The sequence below is a fragment of the Mycobacterium sp. ITM-2016-00317 genome (assembly GCF_002968295.1).
Taxonomy (GTDB): Bacteria; Actinomycetota; Actinomycetes; order Mycobacteriales; family Mycobacteriaceae; genus Mycobacterium.
The window spans coordinates 252,126-266,872 of record NZ_CP134399.1 but is presented as its reverse complement, the minus strand read 5'-3'; the positions used below and the strand labels follow the sequence as shown (position 1 = coordinate 266,872).

General features: G+C 70.6%; 11 protein-coding genes. 5 read left to right on the top strand and 6 right to left on the bottom strand.

Translation table 11 applies throughout. The annotated features are described in order from the left end of the window. Positions 1–2: 2 nt before the first annotated feature. From C6A87_RS01290 to C6A87_RS01280, 3 genes are all read right to left on the bottom strand, one after another. A complete protein-coding gene (locus C6A87_RS01290) occupies positions 3–1,217 on the bottom strand; it encodes a CaiB/BaiF CoA-transferase family protein (protein ID WP_311115621.1) in 1,215 nt (404 codons plus the stop codon). Then, complete coding sequence (locus C6A87_RS01285; protein ID WP_311115620.1) at positions 1,214–2,368, bottom strand: acyl-CoA dehydrogenase family protein; 1,155 nt, start codon at positions 2,366–2,368, stop codon at positions 1,214–1,216. Before C6A87_RS01285 ends, C6A87_RS01290 begins: the two co-directional genes overlap by 4 nt. A gap of 102 nt (positions 2,369–2,470) precedes the next feature. Then, on the bottom strand, positions 2,471–4,825 hold the full coding sequence (locus C6A87_RS01280; RefSeq protein ID WP_311115619.1) for a transketolase-like TK C-terminal-containing protein: 2,355 nt from the start codon (positions 4,823–4,825) through the stop codon (positions 2,471–2,473). Positions 4,826–4,957: 132 nt separating this feature from the next. Here C6A87_RS01280 and C6A87_RS01275 point away from each other — a divergent pair, with 132 nt between their 5' ends. Beyond that, positions 4,958–5,440: an Lrp/AsnC family transcriptional regulator gene (locus C6A87_RS01275; RefSeq protein ID WP_311115618.1), complete on the top strand. Its 483-nt coding sequence runs from the start codon at positions 4,958–4,960 to the stop codon at positions 5,438–5,440. Here the strand turns inward: C6A87_RS01275 and C6A87_RS01270 are convergent, their stop codons facing one another. The 3 genes from C6A87_RS01270 to C6A87_RS01260 all read right to left on the bottom strand — a co-directional run bounded on the left by C6A87_RS01270 (position 5,441) and on the right by C6A87_RS01260 (position 9,577). Next, positions 5,441–7,267 (bottom strand): phosphoenolpyruvate carboxykinase (GTP), encoded by a 1,827-nt coding sequence (locus C6A87_RS01270; RefSeq protein WP_311115617.1) that lies wholly within the window; start codon positions 7,265–7,267, stop codon positions 5,441–5,443. It abuts the gene before it with no gap. Positions 7,268–7,406: 139 nt separating this feature from the next. Next, positions 7,407–8,627, bottom strand: a complete 1,221-nt coding sequence (locus C6A87_RS01265) for a hypothetical protein (protein WP_311115616.1) — start codon at positions 8,625–8,627, stop codon at positions 7,407–7,409. Further along, positions 8,624–9,577, bottom strand: coding sequence for a hypothetical protein (locus C6A87_RS01260; protein WP_311115615.1), 954 nt, complete (start codon positions 9,575–9,577; stop codon positions 8,624–8,626). Before C6A87_RS01260 ends, C6A87_RS01265 begins: the two co-directional genes overlap by 4 nt. 193 nt (positions 9,578–9,770) lie before the next feature. Between C6A87_RS01260 and trmB the strand changes: the two genes are divergently transcribed. From trmB to C6A87_RS01240, 4 genes are all read left to right on the top strand, one after another. Beyond that, positions 9,771–10,622, top strand: a complete 852-nt coding sequence (trmB, locus tag C6A87_RS01255; RefSeq protein ID WP_311115614.1) for a tRNA (guanosine(46)-N7)-methyltransferase TrmB — start codon at positions 9,771–9,773, stop codon at positions 10,620–10,622. Beyond that, positions 10,619–11,341 carry an NYN domain-containing protein gene (locus tag C6A87_RS01250; protein WP_396836965.1) on the top strand — a complete coding sequence of 241 codons (723 nt, stop codon included), beginning with the start codon at positions 10,619–10,621 and terminating at the stop codon, positions 11,339–11,341. The genes trmB and C6A87_RS01250 overlap by 4 nt, the downstream gene beginning before the upstream one ends. A 78-nt stretch (positions 11,342–11,419) precedes the next feature. Next, the gene (locus C6A87_RS01245; protein ID WP_311115613.1) at positions 11,420–14,419 is read left to right on the top strand and encodes an MMPL family transporter; all 3,000 of its coding nucleotides are present in this window, start codon (positions 11,420–11,422) and stop codon (positions 14,417–14,419) included. After that, positions 14,307–14,738, top strand: a complete 432-nt coding sequence (locus C6A87_RS01240; RefSeq protein ID WP_311115612.1) for a hypothetical protein — start codon at positions 14,307–14,309, stop codon at positions 14,736–14,738. Before C6A87_RS01245 ends, C6A87_RS01240 begins: the two co-directional genes overlap by 113 nt. The last annotated feature ends 9 nt before the right edge of the window (positions 14,739–14,747 follow it).

Below are 14,747 nucleotides of genomic sequence, written 5' to 3'. Positions count from 1 at the left end.
TGTCAGGCCTCCGATCGGTGTTGCGACGGCGTCGATCCCGTGACTTCTGACGGGCTGTAGCCGAGCTCGGTCAGGATAGCGTCGGTGTTCTGCCCCAGTGCGGGGACCGCGTCCATCCGGGGTTCGACACCCAGGTCGATGGGCGGAAGCAGCGCCTGCACTGGGCCGTTCTCGGTCTCCACCGTGCGCCAGCGGTCGCGTTCGGCCAGCACGGGATGCGCCAGGAACTCGCTGACGGTGTTCACCCCGGCGAACGCGATACGCGCCGCGCTCAGGCGGGCTTCGAGTTCTGCGGTGCTCAGTGCGGCAAAGGCCTTGGCGACCAGGTCGTTGACCTCGTCGCGGTGGGCCACCCGCAACGTGCTCGAGGCGAACCGCGGATCGGCGGCAGCCTCGGGACATTCGAGAACCTCGGTGCACAGGCGTGCCCACTCCGGTTCGTTCTGGATGGAGATCAGCACCGTGTGCCCGTCGCCGGCCTCGAAGGGTCCGTACGGCGCGATCGTTGCGTGCTGCGCCCCGAACCGGCCGGGCTGGCGACCGGCTCCCGCGGTGAAATGCATGGGCTGGCCGACCCATTCGGCCAGCGCCTCGAACAGGGACACCTCGATGGTGGCGCCCTCACCGGTGACCGCGCGCCGGTACAGCGCCGCCAGGATGCCGCTGAAGGCGTACATTCCGGCGGCGACGTCGGCGATCGACACCCCGACCTTGGCCACCTCGTCGGGAGTCCCGGTCAGCGACACCAGACCGGTCTCGCACTGGACCAGCAGGTCGTAGGCCTTGCGGTCGGCCCACGGCCCGGTGCTGCCCCAGCCGGTCACCGACACCACGATCTTGCCGGGGTCGCGCGCGCGGATGTCCTCCGCGGACAGTCCCAGCCGCGCCGCGGCGCCCGGCCCCAGGTTCTGCACGATGACGTCGGCACGCTCGGCCAGGTCATGCAGAACCTGGTGTCCGTGCGGCGATTTGACGTCGAGCGCAATCGACTCCTTGGACCGGTTGAGCCACACGAAGTAGCTCGACGAGCCGTTGACCGAGTCGTCGTAGGAGCGGGCGAAGTCCCCGGTTCCCGGCCGCTCGACCTTGATGACCCTGGCGCCGAGATCGGCGAGCTGGCGGGTGGCGAACGGCGCCGCGACGGCATGCTCGAGCGACAGTACCGTGATGCCTTGCAGTGGAAGCGGTCCCGCCGCGGCGGGGGAAGCCGGGATCACCGGTCGAGGCCGCCGCGCTTGACCAGCTGCTTGGCGATGACGCCGCGCTGGATCTCGTTGGTGCCCTCCCCGACGATCATCAGCGGCGCGTCGCGGAAGTACCGTTCGACGTCGTACTCGGTGGAGTATCCGTAGCCGCCGTGGACCCGGACCGCATCCAGCGCGATCTCCATCCCGACTTCGGACGCGAACAGCTTGGCCATCCCCGCCTCCATGTCGCAGCGGGCGCCGGAGTCGAATTTCTCTGCGGCACTGAGCAACAACGCGCGTGCGGCAGCCAGCTTGGTGCCCATGTCGGCCAGCATGTTGCCCACCGACTGGTGCTGCCAGATCGGTTTGCCGAAGCTCTCCCGGTCCTGGGCGTAGCGCAGGGCGTCCTCGAAGGCGGCCCGGGCCACCCCCGTGGCGCGCGCGGCCACCTGCAGCCGGCCGACCTCCAGCCCCTTCATCATCTGGGCGAAACCCTTGCCCTCCACGGTGCCGAGCAGCGCGTCGGCGGGCACCCGGCAGTCGGTGAAGTTCAGTTCACAGCTCTCCACACCCTTGTAGCCCAGCTTGGGCAGGTCCTTGGAGACGGTGAAACCGGGCACCTTCTCGACGAGCAGGATCGAGACGCCGCTGTGGGCGGGCTGGGCGTCGGGATCGGTCTTGCACATCAACGCGATCAGACCGGCCCGGCGGGCGTTGGTGATCCAGGTCTTGCTGCCGTTGATGACGTACCCGTCGCCGTCGCGGCGGGCGACGGTGCGCATGGCCTGCAGGTCGGATCCGCCGCTGGGTTCGGTCAGCGCCATGGTGGTGCGCAGTTCACCGGTGGCCATCCGCGGCAGGTACCGCTGCTTCTGCTCCTCGGTGCCGAACATCCCGATCAGCTTGGAGACCACGGTGTGCCCGCCCATCGCGCCGGCCAGGCTCATCCAGCCCCGGGCCAGTTCCTCGGTGACGGCCACGTAGCAGGGCATCGAGACCGCTCCGAAGCCGTACGGCTCGGGGATCGCGAGACCGAAGATCCCGATCTCCTTCATCGTCTCGATCAGTTCTTCGGGATAGGTGTTGGCGTGCTCGATGTCGCGTACCACCGGCTTGACCTGTTTCTCGACGAAGTCGCGCACCGTCTCGACGAGGGCCTTCTCTTCCTCCGACAGCACCATGCCGCCACCTCCTAGCTCAATAGAAAATATTCTATGGAGAGAACATGGGCGTGCGCAAGGCGTGCCCGTACCGGCCGGGCCGGCCATGTCGCGGTGGCGAGGTCAGTAGGTCAGGTCGAGCGCGGCGGCGACGATGCTGTCGGCGTCGATGCCGTGGTAGCGGTACACGTCCTGCAGCGACCCCGCCTGGCCGAACCGGCTCACCCCCAGGGCCGCGCCCCGGACCTGGTGGATCGAGGTCAGGAACGCCAGGGTGTGCGGATGACCGTCGAGCACCGTCACCATCGGGGCGGCCCGACCGGCGGGGAACACCTGGTCCAGGATCCAGCTGGGGCCTTCGCCGAGCCCGCGACGGGCCTGGAGCGCCTCGAAGAGCCGACCGGGGCTGGTCACGCACACCACGTCCGCGGCGATGCCCTGGTCGGCGAGGCGGTCTGCGGCGGCGAGGGTCTCGGTCATCATCGCGCCCATCCCGACCAACGTCACCGCCGGATCCCCGCCGCGGCGCAGCAGGTAGCCGCCGGCGACGGCCTGGCGGCGGCGACGTTCCCGCGCCGCCGGATCGGCGGGCACGGCCGCCAGCCGCTGGTCGACCGGCCGGGTGGACAACCTCAGGTACGACGAACCGCCGTCGGGACGCCCCAGCCGGGCCATGCAGGCCAGCAGTGTCCATTCCACGTCGATCGCGAACGCCGGCTCGTAGCTGACACAGCCGGGCTGCTCGAGACCGATCGATGGGGTCTTGATCGACTGGTGCGCACCGCCTTCGGCCGCCAGCGTCACCCCGGACGGGGTGCCCACCAGGATCGACTGACCTCCGGCGTAGATGCCGTAGGACCAGGGTTCCAGCGCGCGTTCGACGAACGGGTCGTAGAGCACCCCGATCGGCAGGAGCGGGCTGCCCCACCGGCTCCAGGTGGCGCCCAGCTCGCCGATCAGGCCCACCAGGTTGGTCTCGGCGATGCCGAGCTCGATGTGCTGTCCGGTGGGCCGCTCGCGCCAGTGCATGATCGTCTCGGCGTCGTCGTCGAACCAGTCCCGGCGCTCGGTCGGCGACCACACCCCCACCTTGTTCAGCCAGCCGGCCAGATTGGTCGTCGAGCTGACATCCGGGCTGACCGTCACCACCCGGCGGGCGGCGTCGGGAGCCTCGCGGCTCAGGTCCAGCAGGGTGCGGCCCAGCGCGGCCTGGGTGGTGGACGTCCCGCCCGGGGTGCGCCCGATGTCGGTGGGAATCGCCGCGGGCGCCGCCGTCGGCACGGCCGGCCGACGCAGCCGTTCCCGCGTCGCCGCGCACAGCGCACCGGCGTCGCTGTCGGGCGCGACACCGCGCCAGGGATCGTCGGGGTCCATGCCGAGTCCGGCGGCCAGCTCCTCGTACTGGGCCACGGTCAGCAGGGACGAGTGGTTCTGCGGATGCCCTTGTGTCGGAAGGCCGTAACCCTTGACGGTGTAGGCGATCAACACCGTGGGCCTGGTGTCGTCGATCTGCCCGAGCGCGTTGCACAGCAGGTCCAGATCGTGACCACCCAGATTACGGACGGCCGCCAGCAAGGTCTCGTCGTCGAGATCGGCGATGAGGTCGGCGACCTGTGCGCGGCCCGGCCCGTCCCCCGGCAACCGGGTGCGCAGTTCGGCGGCGTCGCACCGCAGCAACCGCTGGTACTCCGGGTTCGGCATGGCCACGATGCGCTCGCGCAGCGCCGGCCCGCCGGGACGGGCGAACAACGATTCCAGCAGCCGCCCGAACTTCAGCGTGATCACCTGCCAGCCGGCGGCGCCGAACATCCGCTCGAGCCGCTCGGCCGCGATGTGCGGCACCACCCGGTCCAGCGACTGACGATTCATGTCGACGATCCACACGATCTCGCCGAATTCAGCGACCGCCGGGTCCAGGATCGCCTCCCACACCGCGCCCTCGTCCAACTCGGCGTCGCCGACCAGCGAGTACTGCCGTCCCAGCGCGGCGCCGGCGGACCGGTCGGCATCGACCAGACCGCTGTCGGGACCGAAGTGGGCGTGCACATACCGGCGGGCCAGCGCGGCCCAGATCGGTGCGGTGGCCCCGATCCCCACCGAACCGGTCGAATAGTCGACGGGATCGGGGTCCTTGCTCCGGCTGGGATAGCTCTGCAGTCCGCCGAACTCGCGCAGGGTGGTCAGGTAGGTGGCGTCGAGTTCGCCGATCAGATAGTTGATCGCGTGCAGTACCGGTGACGCGTGCGGCTTGACCGCCACCCGGTCCCCCGACCGAAGGTGCGCGAACCACAGTGCGGTCATGATCGAGATCATCGATGCCGACGACGCCTGGTGCCCGCCGACTTTGAGCCCGGACGGGTTGGGGCGGACGCGGTTGGCGTGATGGACCATCGCCGTGGCCAACCACAGCACGTGGCGCTCGATCACCGCCAGCACCTCACCGCGGGCGGCCCCGGACTGCGGGATACTGACGGTCATCACGGACACCTCTCGCCGAGTGCAGATCGACCACCGATCCCACGCCTTGTCGGCGATCTGCGCAACCTTCAGCGCAGCGCGTGGGCATAATGCGCAGATGCACTATCTCTTCCGACTCCGACGGCGGGCACTTTGACCAGCCCGGCCGGCGGCAAGCCCGTCGACGCGATCGACGCCCGCATCCTGACCGCGCTCAACGAGGACCCCCGCGCGGCGGCCATGGCGATCGCAGACCGCACGGGCCTGTCCCGCAACACCGTGCAGGCGCGACTGGCCAAGCTGGAGTCCAGTGGCTGCCTGCGCCCTTTCGAGAGACGCATTTCACCTGCGGCCCTTGGCTATCCGCTCACGGCGTTCATCCTGACCACCGTCGTGCAGCGCAAGCTCGAGTACGTGGCGGGCGAACTCGCCGCCATCCCGGAGGTGCTGGAGGTGCTCGGGCTCAGCGGTTCGATCGACCTGCAGATCCACGTCGTCGCACGGGATGCCGACGACCTCTACCGGATCGCCGGCCAGATCCTCGACATCGACGGGGTGGAGCAGACCACCACCGCGCTGACCATGCGTCAACTGGTGGAGTTCCGGGTCACCCCGCTGTTGGAACGCCGCTTGTGACTAGCTTTCCTCCGCCAGGCGGGTCTTCAGCGCGTCGAACTCGTCCTTGATGCCGGTGGGCAGCTTCTCGCCGACGAACTCGAACCACTCCTCGATCAGCGGCACCTCGTCGCGCCACTCGTCGACCTTCACGGCCAGCGCCTCGTCGACGTCGGCCGCATCCACGTCCAGCCCCTCCAGGTCGAGGTCCTGAGCGGTCGGCACGATGCCGATCGGGGTGCTCTTGCCGTCGGCCTTGTGCTCGATGCGCTCGACGGCCCACTTGAGGACGCGGCTGTTCTCGCCGAAGCCGGGCCACAGGAAGCGGCCGTCGTCGCCGCGGCGGAACCAGTTGACGAAGAACACCTTCGGCAGCTTGGACTCATCGGCGTTCTTGCCGATGTTGATCCAGTGCGCGAAGTAGTCGCCGACGTTGTAGCCGAGGAACGGCAGCATCGCCATCGGGTCGCGGCGCACGGTGCCGACCTTGCCCTCGGCGGCGGCGGTCTGCTCGGAGCCGAGCGTGGCGCCGATGAACACGCCGTGCTGCCAGTCGCGGGCCTCGGTGATCAGGGGGACGGTCGTCTTGCGGCGGCCGCCGAACAGGATCGCCGAGATCGGCACGCCCTGCGGGTCGTCCCACTCCGGGGCCAGCGTCGGGCACTGCGAGATCGGGGTGCAGTAACGCGAGTTCGGGTGGGCGGCCTTGTTCTCCGACTCGGGGGTCCAGTCGTGGCCCTTCCAGTCGATGAGGTGGTCGGGGTCGCCTTCCAGGCCCTCCCACCACACGTCGCCGTCGTCGGTCTTGGCGACGTTGGTGAAGACGGTGTTGCCTGCGGCGATGGTCTTCATCGCGTTCGGGTTGGAGTCCCAGTTGGTGCCGGGCGCCACGCCGAAGAAACCGAACTCGGGGTTGGTGGCGTAGAGACGGCCGTCCTTGCCGAAGCGCATCCACGCGATGTCGTCGCCGACGGTCTCGGCGCGCCAGCCCGGGATGGTGGGCTGCAGCATCGCGAGGTTGGTCTTGCCGCACGCCGACGGGAACGCCGCGGCGATGTAGTACGCCTTGTTCTCCGGGCTGATCAGCTTCAGGATCAGCATGTGCTCGGCGAGCCAGCCCTCGTCGTGGGCCATCGCCGACGCGATGCGCAGCGAGTAGCACTTCTTGCCCAGCAACGCGTTGCCGCCGTAGCCCGAACCGAAGCTCCAGATCTCGCGGGTCTCCGGGAAGTGGGTGATGTACTTGGTGTCGTTGCAGGGCCACGGCACGTCGGCTTGGCCCTCCTCCAGCGGCGCGCCGATCGAGTGCAGCGCCTTGACGAAGAAGCCGTCGTCGCCGATCTTGTCCAGCGCCGCCGACCCCATCCGGGTCATCGTGCGCATCGACACCACGACGTACTCCGAGTCGGTGATCTCCACACCCAGCTTGGGGTCCTCGGCGTCGAGCGGGCCCATGCAGAACGGCACCACCCACAGCGTGCGCCCGCGCATGCAGCCGCGGTACAGGCCGGTCATGATGCCGCGCATCTCGGCCGGGTCCATCCAGTTGTTGGTGGGGCCGGCGTTGATCTCGCGCTCGGAGCAGATGAACGTGCGGGACTCGACGCGAGCGACGTCGGACGGATCCGACAGCGCCAGGTACGAGTTCGGCTGCTTGTCGGGGTTCAGCTTCTGGAAGGTGCCCGCCTCGACGAGGTGTGCGCAGAGGCGGTCGTACTCCTCCTGGGAGCCGTCGGCCCACGCCACCCGGTCGGGCTGGGTCAGCTCGGCGACCTCGCGAACCCATTCGAGCAGACCCTGGTGCTTGGTCGGTGCGGTGTCGAGCCCGGGAATGGTCGCTGAGGTCATGCTGTGTCGTCTCCCTGCATCTCGCGATGGCCTGCGCTGACGCAGGCGCCGGAATCCGAATAAGCTTCGGATTCCCTGGTCACTGTGTACTGAGGTTAACGCGGGTGACATACCCGCGGGAATCCAGGACTATGTCCGATCACTCACAGGAACGATTCAGATGACTCTCACCGCGCGGTCTACCGACGGGTAACCAGCAATCCTGCCCGATCGGGCGCGATTGCGCACGGGAGAGCGCCCGAATCTCGGTCTCCACCTCCGCGATCCGTCGGCCGATCGAGGTCTCGAGGGTCAGCATCCGCGCCGCCACCCGCTCCTCGGCCGCGGCGCGCACCGCGGCGGCCGCATCGAGCGACCACCTCTCCAGGACCGCCCGTTCGTGCAGCAGCGCCCTGGCCCGCACCACCCATGCCGCGGTGGCGATTCCGAGGGCCACGCCGACGGCCGCCCCGGCGGTCGCGAGTCCGGGGGCCAGGCCGGACAGCAGCCGGGTGACCACCATCGCGACCCCGACGCCGAAGCCGGCACCGAGCACCGTCATCAGCCGGGTCTCCAGCCGCCGGGCGCGCAGCGGCGGATCCGGCACGCCGACCGGCTCCGGAACGGGCCGCCCCGGCATGTCGGATCCGGTGCGGCCGGTGACCGCGCGGGTGTGCGCGTCGACGTCCTCGTCGACGCGGGCCAGCACCTCGGCAGCGTGGCGGCGGGCCCGGTCGGCGAACCCGGGCACATCCCGCCGGCCCGCGGCGGCTGCGTCGTCGAGCAGATCGGCGCGCAGCCGGGCGCATCGTCGCCGGACGGCGTGGGTGACCGCGAGCCGGGCCTGCGCGACATCCGACCTCAGCTCGAGCGCGGCCGCCCTGCGGTCCCGCGCCAGTTGCTCGCGCTCGCTGCGCAGCGCCCGTTCCCGGGCCTCGGCGGCGCGCTGCGCGTTCCGCCCTGCCAGGGCGGGGTCGGCGAGCTGACTGCGGAGCAGCGCGACGAGTTCGTCCATCACCGGCTCGCCGAGGCGCGGGGCCGCAGCCGCGCCGACCCACGGGACCCGGCCGAATCGCGGCGCACGGGCGGCCAGCCGCTCGCGGTCGGCCTCCAGCACCCGGCCCCAGTCCCGGTGGTCGTCCACCTTGGCGACCACCGCGACCACCACGTCGGTGGACCAGGTCGCTGAATCGACTGTTGCACAATCGGATTCGGTTACCGGCGCCACCGCGGAGACGACGAACACCACCAGCGCCGGGGGCCCGGCGTCCCCGGCCTCGACGAACCGCTGGTCCGGCATCCGGCGGCGCAGCTCGGCCGTCATCGCGGTGACGCCGGCCCGCGGCGGGCCGACCACCAGCACGACGTCTGCCGCGGTCACCGCGTCCGGTCCAGCAGCCGCAGCGAGCCGCGCGCGATCGCGCACGCGCAGCGGCGGTGGGCTTCGGTGACCGGCCCGCCGGCGTAGCGCTGCCAGTGCACCGCCCGCCGTTCGTGCGCGTCGGGGTCATCCCCGCGATCGACCCGCATCCCGGTGGCCTCCATCGCGTCCACCGCGGCGGCCATCACCGCGATCACGGCCTCGTCGCCGGCCAGGAATGCCGCCAGCGCGTCGTCGCGGGTCTCGGCGGCGTGGCGGTGCAGGTCGTCGACGGCGACGCACACCCGGCGATAGGCGACCTCGGCGGCCAGCGCGGTGACCTGCGCGACGACGCGGTCGACCTGGCTGAGTTCTCGCAGCGTCCGGTTCACCGCGGCCGCGTCGGCGCCGTCGGCGCACGCCAGCACCGCGTGCGCGATGCCGAACCGGTCGAACCGGGCGAGCAGCCGGTCGCGGACCGGAGCCGGCACCGGATGCCCGGACCGGACGAACGCGTCGGTGGAGCTCAGGTCCGCCGGGGCGCCGGCCAGCGTCTGCAGCGCCGCGACGTCCTGCGCGTCGACGCCGGGGCAGGCCAGCAGCGCGATCATCGGCACCACCGGCAGCCCGGTGGCCGCGGCGATCCGGGCGGCGTCGGCCGCCGCCGCGGCGAGCGGCCCGCCGGGCACCCGGCCGGCCAGATCCGCCTTGTTCAGCACGATCACCGCAGGCCAGGGCGCCTCCAGCAGGGCCAGGTCCTCCGGTTTGAGCGCCTCGGCGACGACTACCACCTGCGCGTCGGCGGCAGCGTCACCGGGCACCACCGGCACCCCGGCGGCGGCCAGCGCGCGGGCCACCGCGCCGCGGCCCACCCCCATCCGCCCGCGGACGGTTACCCTGGTCGGGGCGCGCAGGCGCGTCAGAACCGCGCGCGGGCGCGGGTCGCGCGTGCGCGCGGCGAAGTCAGCCAAGACGTCGGCGAAGATGGGCCTGCCCCCCGTGTCCGGGACCGGGCCCCACGCCCGCCCCCACCCATCGTGACACCCGTCACGAACCGTTCCGGACACGAATTTCCGGCACCTCCGGAGAGGGTGGACGCCCAGTACAGGTGCCAGGCAACTGTTGGGTATCAATCTGTAACACGATGCGGAGAGCACGGTCTCGATGAGCGACTATGGACGGATGCACACACCGGAGTCTGGGGTCGCCACCCCGGTGGCGCCCGACTCCGAGGAGCACCCCCATTTCCACCGCCGGGTGACCAGTTTCCGCGCCCGCCGCTCGACGATCTCGGACAACCAGCAGGCCGTCTGGGACCGGCTGTGGCCGCGGCTCGGGCGTCAGGCCCGTGACGGCGACGCCCCCGCGGGCCGGCTCGACATCACGCCGGCGGGCCGGCTCGACATCACGCCGGCGGGCCGGCTCGACATCACGCCGGCGGGCCGGCTCGACATCGCGGAGTGGTTCGGCCGTACGGCGCCGGTGGTGCTGGAGATCGGCTGCGGCACCGGCACCTCCACGCTGGCCATGGCCCGCGACGAACCCGACGTCGACGTGATCGCCGTGGAGGTCTACCGGCGCGGGCTGGCGCAGCTGCTCGCCGCGATCGACCGCGCGTCCGACACCGACCCGGTCACCAACATCCGGCTGATCCGCGGTGACGGCGTGGACGTGCTCACCCACATGCTCGGCCCCGGCTCGCTCACGGGTGTGCGGGTGTTCTTCCCTGACCCGTGGCCCAAGGCCCGCCACCACAAGCGCCGGCTGCTGCAGCCCGACGTGGTCGCGCTGATCGCCGACCGGCTGCGCCCGGGCGGGATCCTGCACGCGGCCACCGACCACATGGGGTACGCCGAGCACATCGCCGAGGTCGGCGACGCCGAACCACGGCTGCGGCGGGTCGACCCGGCCGCCGGCGGGCTCCCCATCTCGGCGGCCCGGCCCGTGACGAAGTACGAGCGCAAGGCGCTGGCCGGTCCCACCGTCGCCGAACTGCTCTGGGAGAGAACGCCGTGAGCCTGACCGACGACATCCCGACACCCGGCGTGGAGAGCTCCGGCGCTCCGGTCACGCCGGCCACCCTGGGCGCGGACACCGCACCCGCGGCGCGCGTGCTGCTGGTCTGGGACGCCCCCAACCTGGACATGGGGCTCGGCGCCATCCTCGGTGGTCGCCCGACCGCGGCGCACCGGCCGCGCTTCGACGCGCTGGGACGCTGGCTGCTGGCCCGCACCGCCGACCTGTCGGCCACGCACGCCGACTCCGGTCGGCAGGTGGCGCTGGAGCCCGAGGCCACCGTCTTCACCAACATCGCCCCCGGCAGCGCCGACGTCGTGCGGCCCTGGGTGGAGGCCCTGCGCAACGTCGGCTTCGCGGTGTTCGCCAAGCCGAAGATCGACGAGGACAGCGACGTCGACAGCGACATGCTGGCCCACATCGCGCTGCGCAACAGCGAGGGACTGGCCGGGCTGATCGTGGCGTCGGCCGACGGTCAGGCGTTCAAACTTCCGCTGGAAGACATCGCGAGAAGCGGCGTCGAGGTCCAGGTGCTCGGATTTCGCGAACATGCCAGTTGGGCGTTAGCGTCGGATACCTTGGAGTTCGTCGACCTGGAAGACATCCCCGGTGTCTTCCGGGAGCCGTTACCGCGGATCGGACTTGACTCGCTACCCGAGCAGGGCGCCTGGCTGCAGCCGTTCCGGCCGCTGTCGTCGCTACTGACCTCGCGCGTCTAGACAACTACAAAGCCCGGGGGCCGGCCGTGTAGAGGCCGGCGAAGAAGTCCAGAGTTCGGTGACCGATAGGAGCATTACGTGTTCGCCTGGTGGGGTCGAACGGTGTACCAGTACCGATACATAGTGATCGGTGTCATGGTCGCACTGTGCCTGGGCGGCGGCGTCTACGGCATGAGCCTGGGACAGCACGTCACCCAGAGCGGTTTCTACGACGAGGGCAGCGAGTCCGTGCACGCGTCGATCGTCGCCGATCAGGCCTACGGCCGTGACCGGACCAGCCACGTGGTCGCGATCCTCACGCCGCCGGACGGCAAGAAGGTCGACGACCCGGCCTGGATGGAGAAGACCACCGACGAGCTGAACGACCTGGTCGCCGAGCACGAGGACCAGATGGTCGGCTGGGTCGGCTGGCTGCGCGCCCCGACCAGCGAGGACCCCACGGTCCAGCAGATGAAGACCGAGGACGGGTCGAAGACGTTCGTCAGCATCCCGCTCAAGGGCGACGACGACGACACCATCCTGAAGAACTACCAGACCATCGAACCCGACCTGCTGAAGGTCAACGACGGCGACATCAAGCTCGGCGGGCTCAATCCGCTGGCCAGTGAGTTGACGGGCACCATCGGCGAAGACCAGAAGCGCGCCGAGGTGGCCGCCATCCCGCTGGTCTGCGTCGTGCTGTTCTTCGTGTTCGGTGGCGTGATCGCGGCGGCGCTGCCCGGCATCATCGGCGGCCTGACCATCGCGGGCGCCCTGGGCATCATGCGGGTCTTCGCCGAGTTCATGCCCGTGCACTTCTTCGCCCAGCCGGTGGTGACGCTGATGGGCCTCGGCATCGCGATCGACTACGGCCTGTTCATGGTGAGCCGGTTCCGTGAGGAGATGGCCGAGGGTTACGACACCCAGGCCGCGGTGCGGCGCACCGTGATGACCTCCGGGCGCACCGTGATGTTCTCCGCGGTCATCCTGGTGGCGTCCTCGGTCCCGCTGCTGCTGTTCCCGCAGGGCTTCCTGAAGTCGATCACCTACGCGATCATCGCGTCGGTCATGCTGGCGGCGATCCTGTCGGTCACCGTGCTGCCCGCCGCGCTGGCCATCCTCGGCCCCCGGGTCGACGCGCTCGGCGTGCGCTGGCTGCTGAAGTTCATCCAGAACGACGTGTCCTCCGATCCGGCCAACACCCGCACCAACACGCTGGCGATCGCGTCGGTCCCGACGGGCCTGCTGCTCCCGCCGGTCGGTATCGCGCTGGGCCACCTCGCCCGCAAGCGCATCCGGCAGACCGGTGAGCAGGGCCTGCCGCTGACCGTGATCGGCCTGGTGCTCGGCTACGTCGGCACGCTCGGCGGCCTGGCCTACCTCGTCATCAGCAACAAGGACTCCCTGGGCGGGGGCCTGTACTGGGTGCTGCTCGGCGTGGTCATCTTCGTCGCGGTCATCGCGGGCGGGCTGGCGCTGGCGCGCTACGTCCCGCTGGCCCGCCGCCCCATCGAGTGGTGGGTCGAGTGGCTCGCCGAGAAGACCCAGAAGACCAAGACGCGCGCCGAGGTCGAGAAGGGCTTCTGGGGCAAGCTCGTCAACGTCGTGATGAAGCGGCCGATCGCGTTCGCCGCGCCCATCCTGATCATGATGATCCTGTTGGTGATCCCGCTCGGCCAGTTGGCCCTCGGCGGCATCAGCGAGAAGTACCTGCCGCCGGACAACTCGGTCCGGCTGGCCCAGGAGGAGTTCGACCGGACCTTCCCGAGCTTCCGCACCGAGCCGATCACCCTGGTCATCCAGAACACCGACGGCCAGCCGGTCACCGACCAGCAGGTCGCCGAGATCCGTAACAAGGCGATGTCGGTCACCGGGTTCATCGAGCCCGACGACGACCCGTCGAAGATGTGGCAGCCTCGCGGCGGCACCAACGAGGACGACTCCGTCCGGGTGATCCAGAACGGGCTGATCGACCGCAACGACGCGTCGGAGAAGATCGACGAGCTCCGCTCCATCCAGCCTCCACGAGGCCTGGAGATCTCCGTGGGCGGCACCCCCGCGCTCGAGCAGGACAGCATCCACAGCCTGTTCGACAAGCTGCCGCTGATGGTGGTGGTGCTGATCGTCACGACTACGATCCTGATGTTCCTGGCGTTCGGGTCCATCGTGCTGCCGATCAAGGCCGCGCTGATGAGCGCGCTGACGCTGGGATCGACGATGGGCATCCTGACCTGGATGTTCGTCGACGGCCACGGGTCGGGGCTGATGAACTACACGCCGCAGCCGCTGATGGCGCCGATGATCGGCCTGATCATCGCGGTGATCTGGGGTCTGTCCACCGACTACGAGGTGTTCCTGGTCTCCCGCATGGTGGAGGCCCGCGAACGCGGGATGTCCACCACCGAGGCGATCCGGATCGGCACCGCCACGACCGGTCGGCTCATCACCGGCGCCGCGCTGGTGCTCGCGGTGGTCGCAGGCGCGTTCGTGTTCTCCGACCTGGTGATGATGAAGTACCTGGCGTTCGGTCTGCTGATCGCGCTGCTGCTGGACGCGACGATCATCCGGATGTTCCTGGTGCCCGCGATCATGAAGCTGCTCGGCGACGATTGCTGGTGGGCCCCGCGCTGGATGAAACGGGTCCAGGAGCGGCTCGGCCTCGGCGAGACCGAGCTGCCCGACGAGCGCAAGCGCCCGATGGTGCGGGAGAACGCGCCGCCGGCGGAGGCTCTGGTGGGCGCGGGCGGTCCGCCCGTCCCCGCGCCGTCGCGGCCGCTGCCGCCGCACGATCCGACCCATCCCGGGCCGGCCGCGCGCGCCGGGGGCCACGACACGGATCCCGGCCCCGCCGCGCACCGGCGAGCCGTCGGCCGCGGGCACCTCGCGGATCCCCGGTACCCCGCCCCGCCCGCCGGTGCCGCCGCAGCCGCAGCCCGAACCGGAGCCGGAGGCACCGACCACCCGGTTCAGCGTCGCGAAGAACGCGGTGCGCAACGCGGTCAGCAACGCCACCTCCGCCGCCCAGCGGGCCACCGACAAGTCCGCTCCCCCGCAGGCTCAGCCGCGCGAGGACCGCGAGATCGAGTCGTGGCTCGGTGACCTGCGCGGCGCGGGCGCCTCCGGTGCGGGCACCCCGCCCGCGCAGCCGATGCGCCCGTCGGCCGAACCCACCCGGGCCATGCCCGACACGGGTGCCGGCGGCAACGAGCCGACCACGGCGATCCCGACGGGTCAGGCCACGCCGCAGGACGACGACGCCGACGAGACCAGCACCCGGGCCATCCCGACCCCACGGCAGACCGACGCCGACGCCGCGACGGAGAAGCTGAACACGCGGCCCGACGAGGAGCAGAAGCGCCGAGGGGGCGGAAACGGGGTCAGCGCGCAGGACCTGCTGCGCCGCGAAGGCCGGCTCTGACCGGTCGGC

What these genes read in the sequence shown, in the direction of transcription:
- C6A87_RS01280 (WP_311115619.1), bottom strand. Translation starts at nt 4,825, where the DNA reads ATGACCGTCAGTATCCCGCAGTCCGGGGCCGCCCGCGGTGAGGTGCTG.
- trmB (WP_311115614.1), top strand. Translation starts at nt 9,771, where the DNA reads ATGAGCGACTATGGACGGATGCACACACCGGAGTCTGGGGTCGCCACC.
- C6A87_RS01270 (WP_311115617.1), bottom strand. Translation starts at nt 7,267, where the DNA reads ATGACCTCAGCGACCATTCCCGGGCTCGACACCGCACCGACCAAGCAC.
- C6A87_RS01285 (WP_311115620.1), bottom strand. Translation starts at nt 2,368, where the DNA reads ATGGTGCTGTCGGAGGAAGAGAAGGCCCTCGTCGAGACGGTGCGCGAC.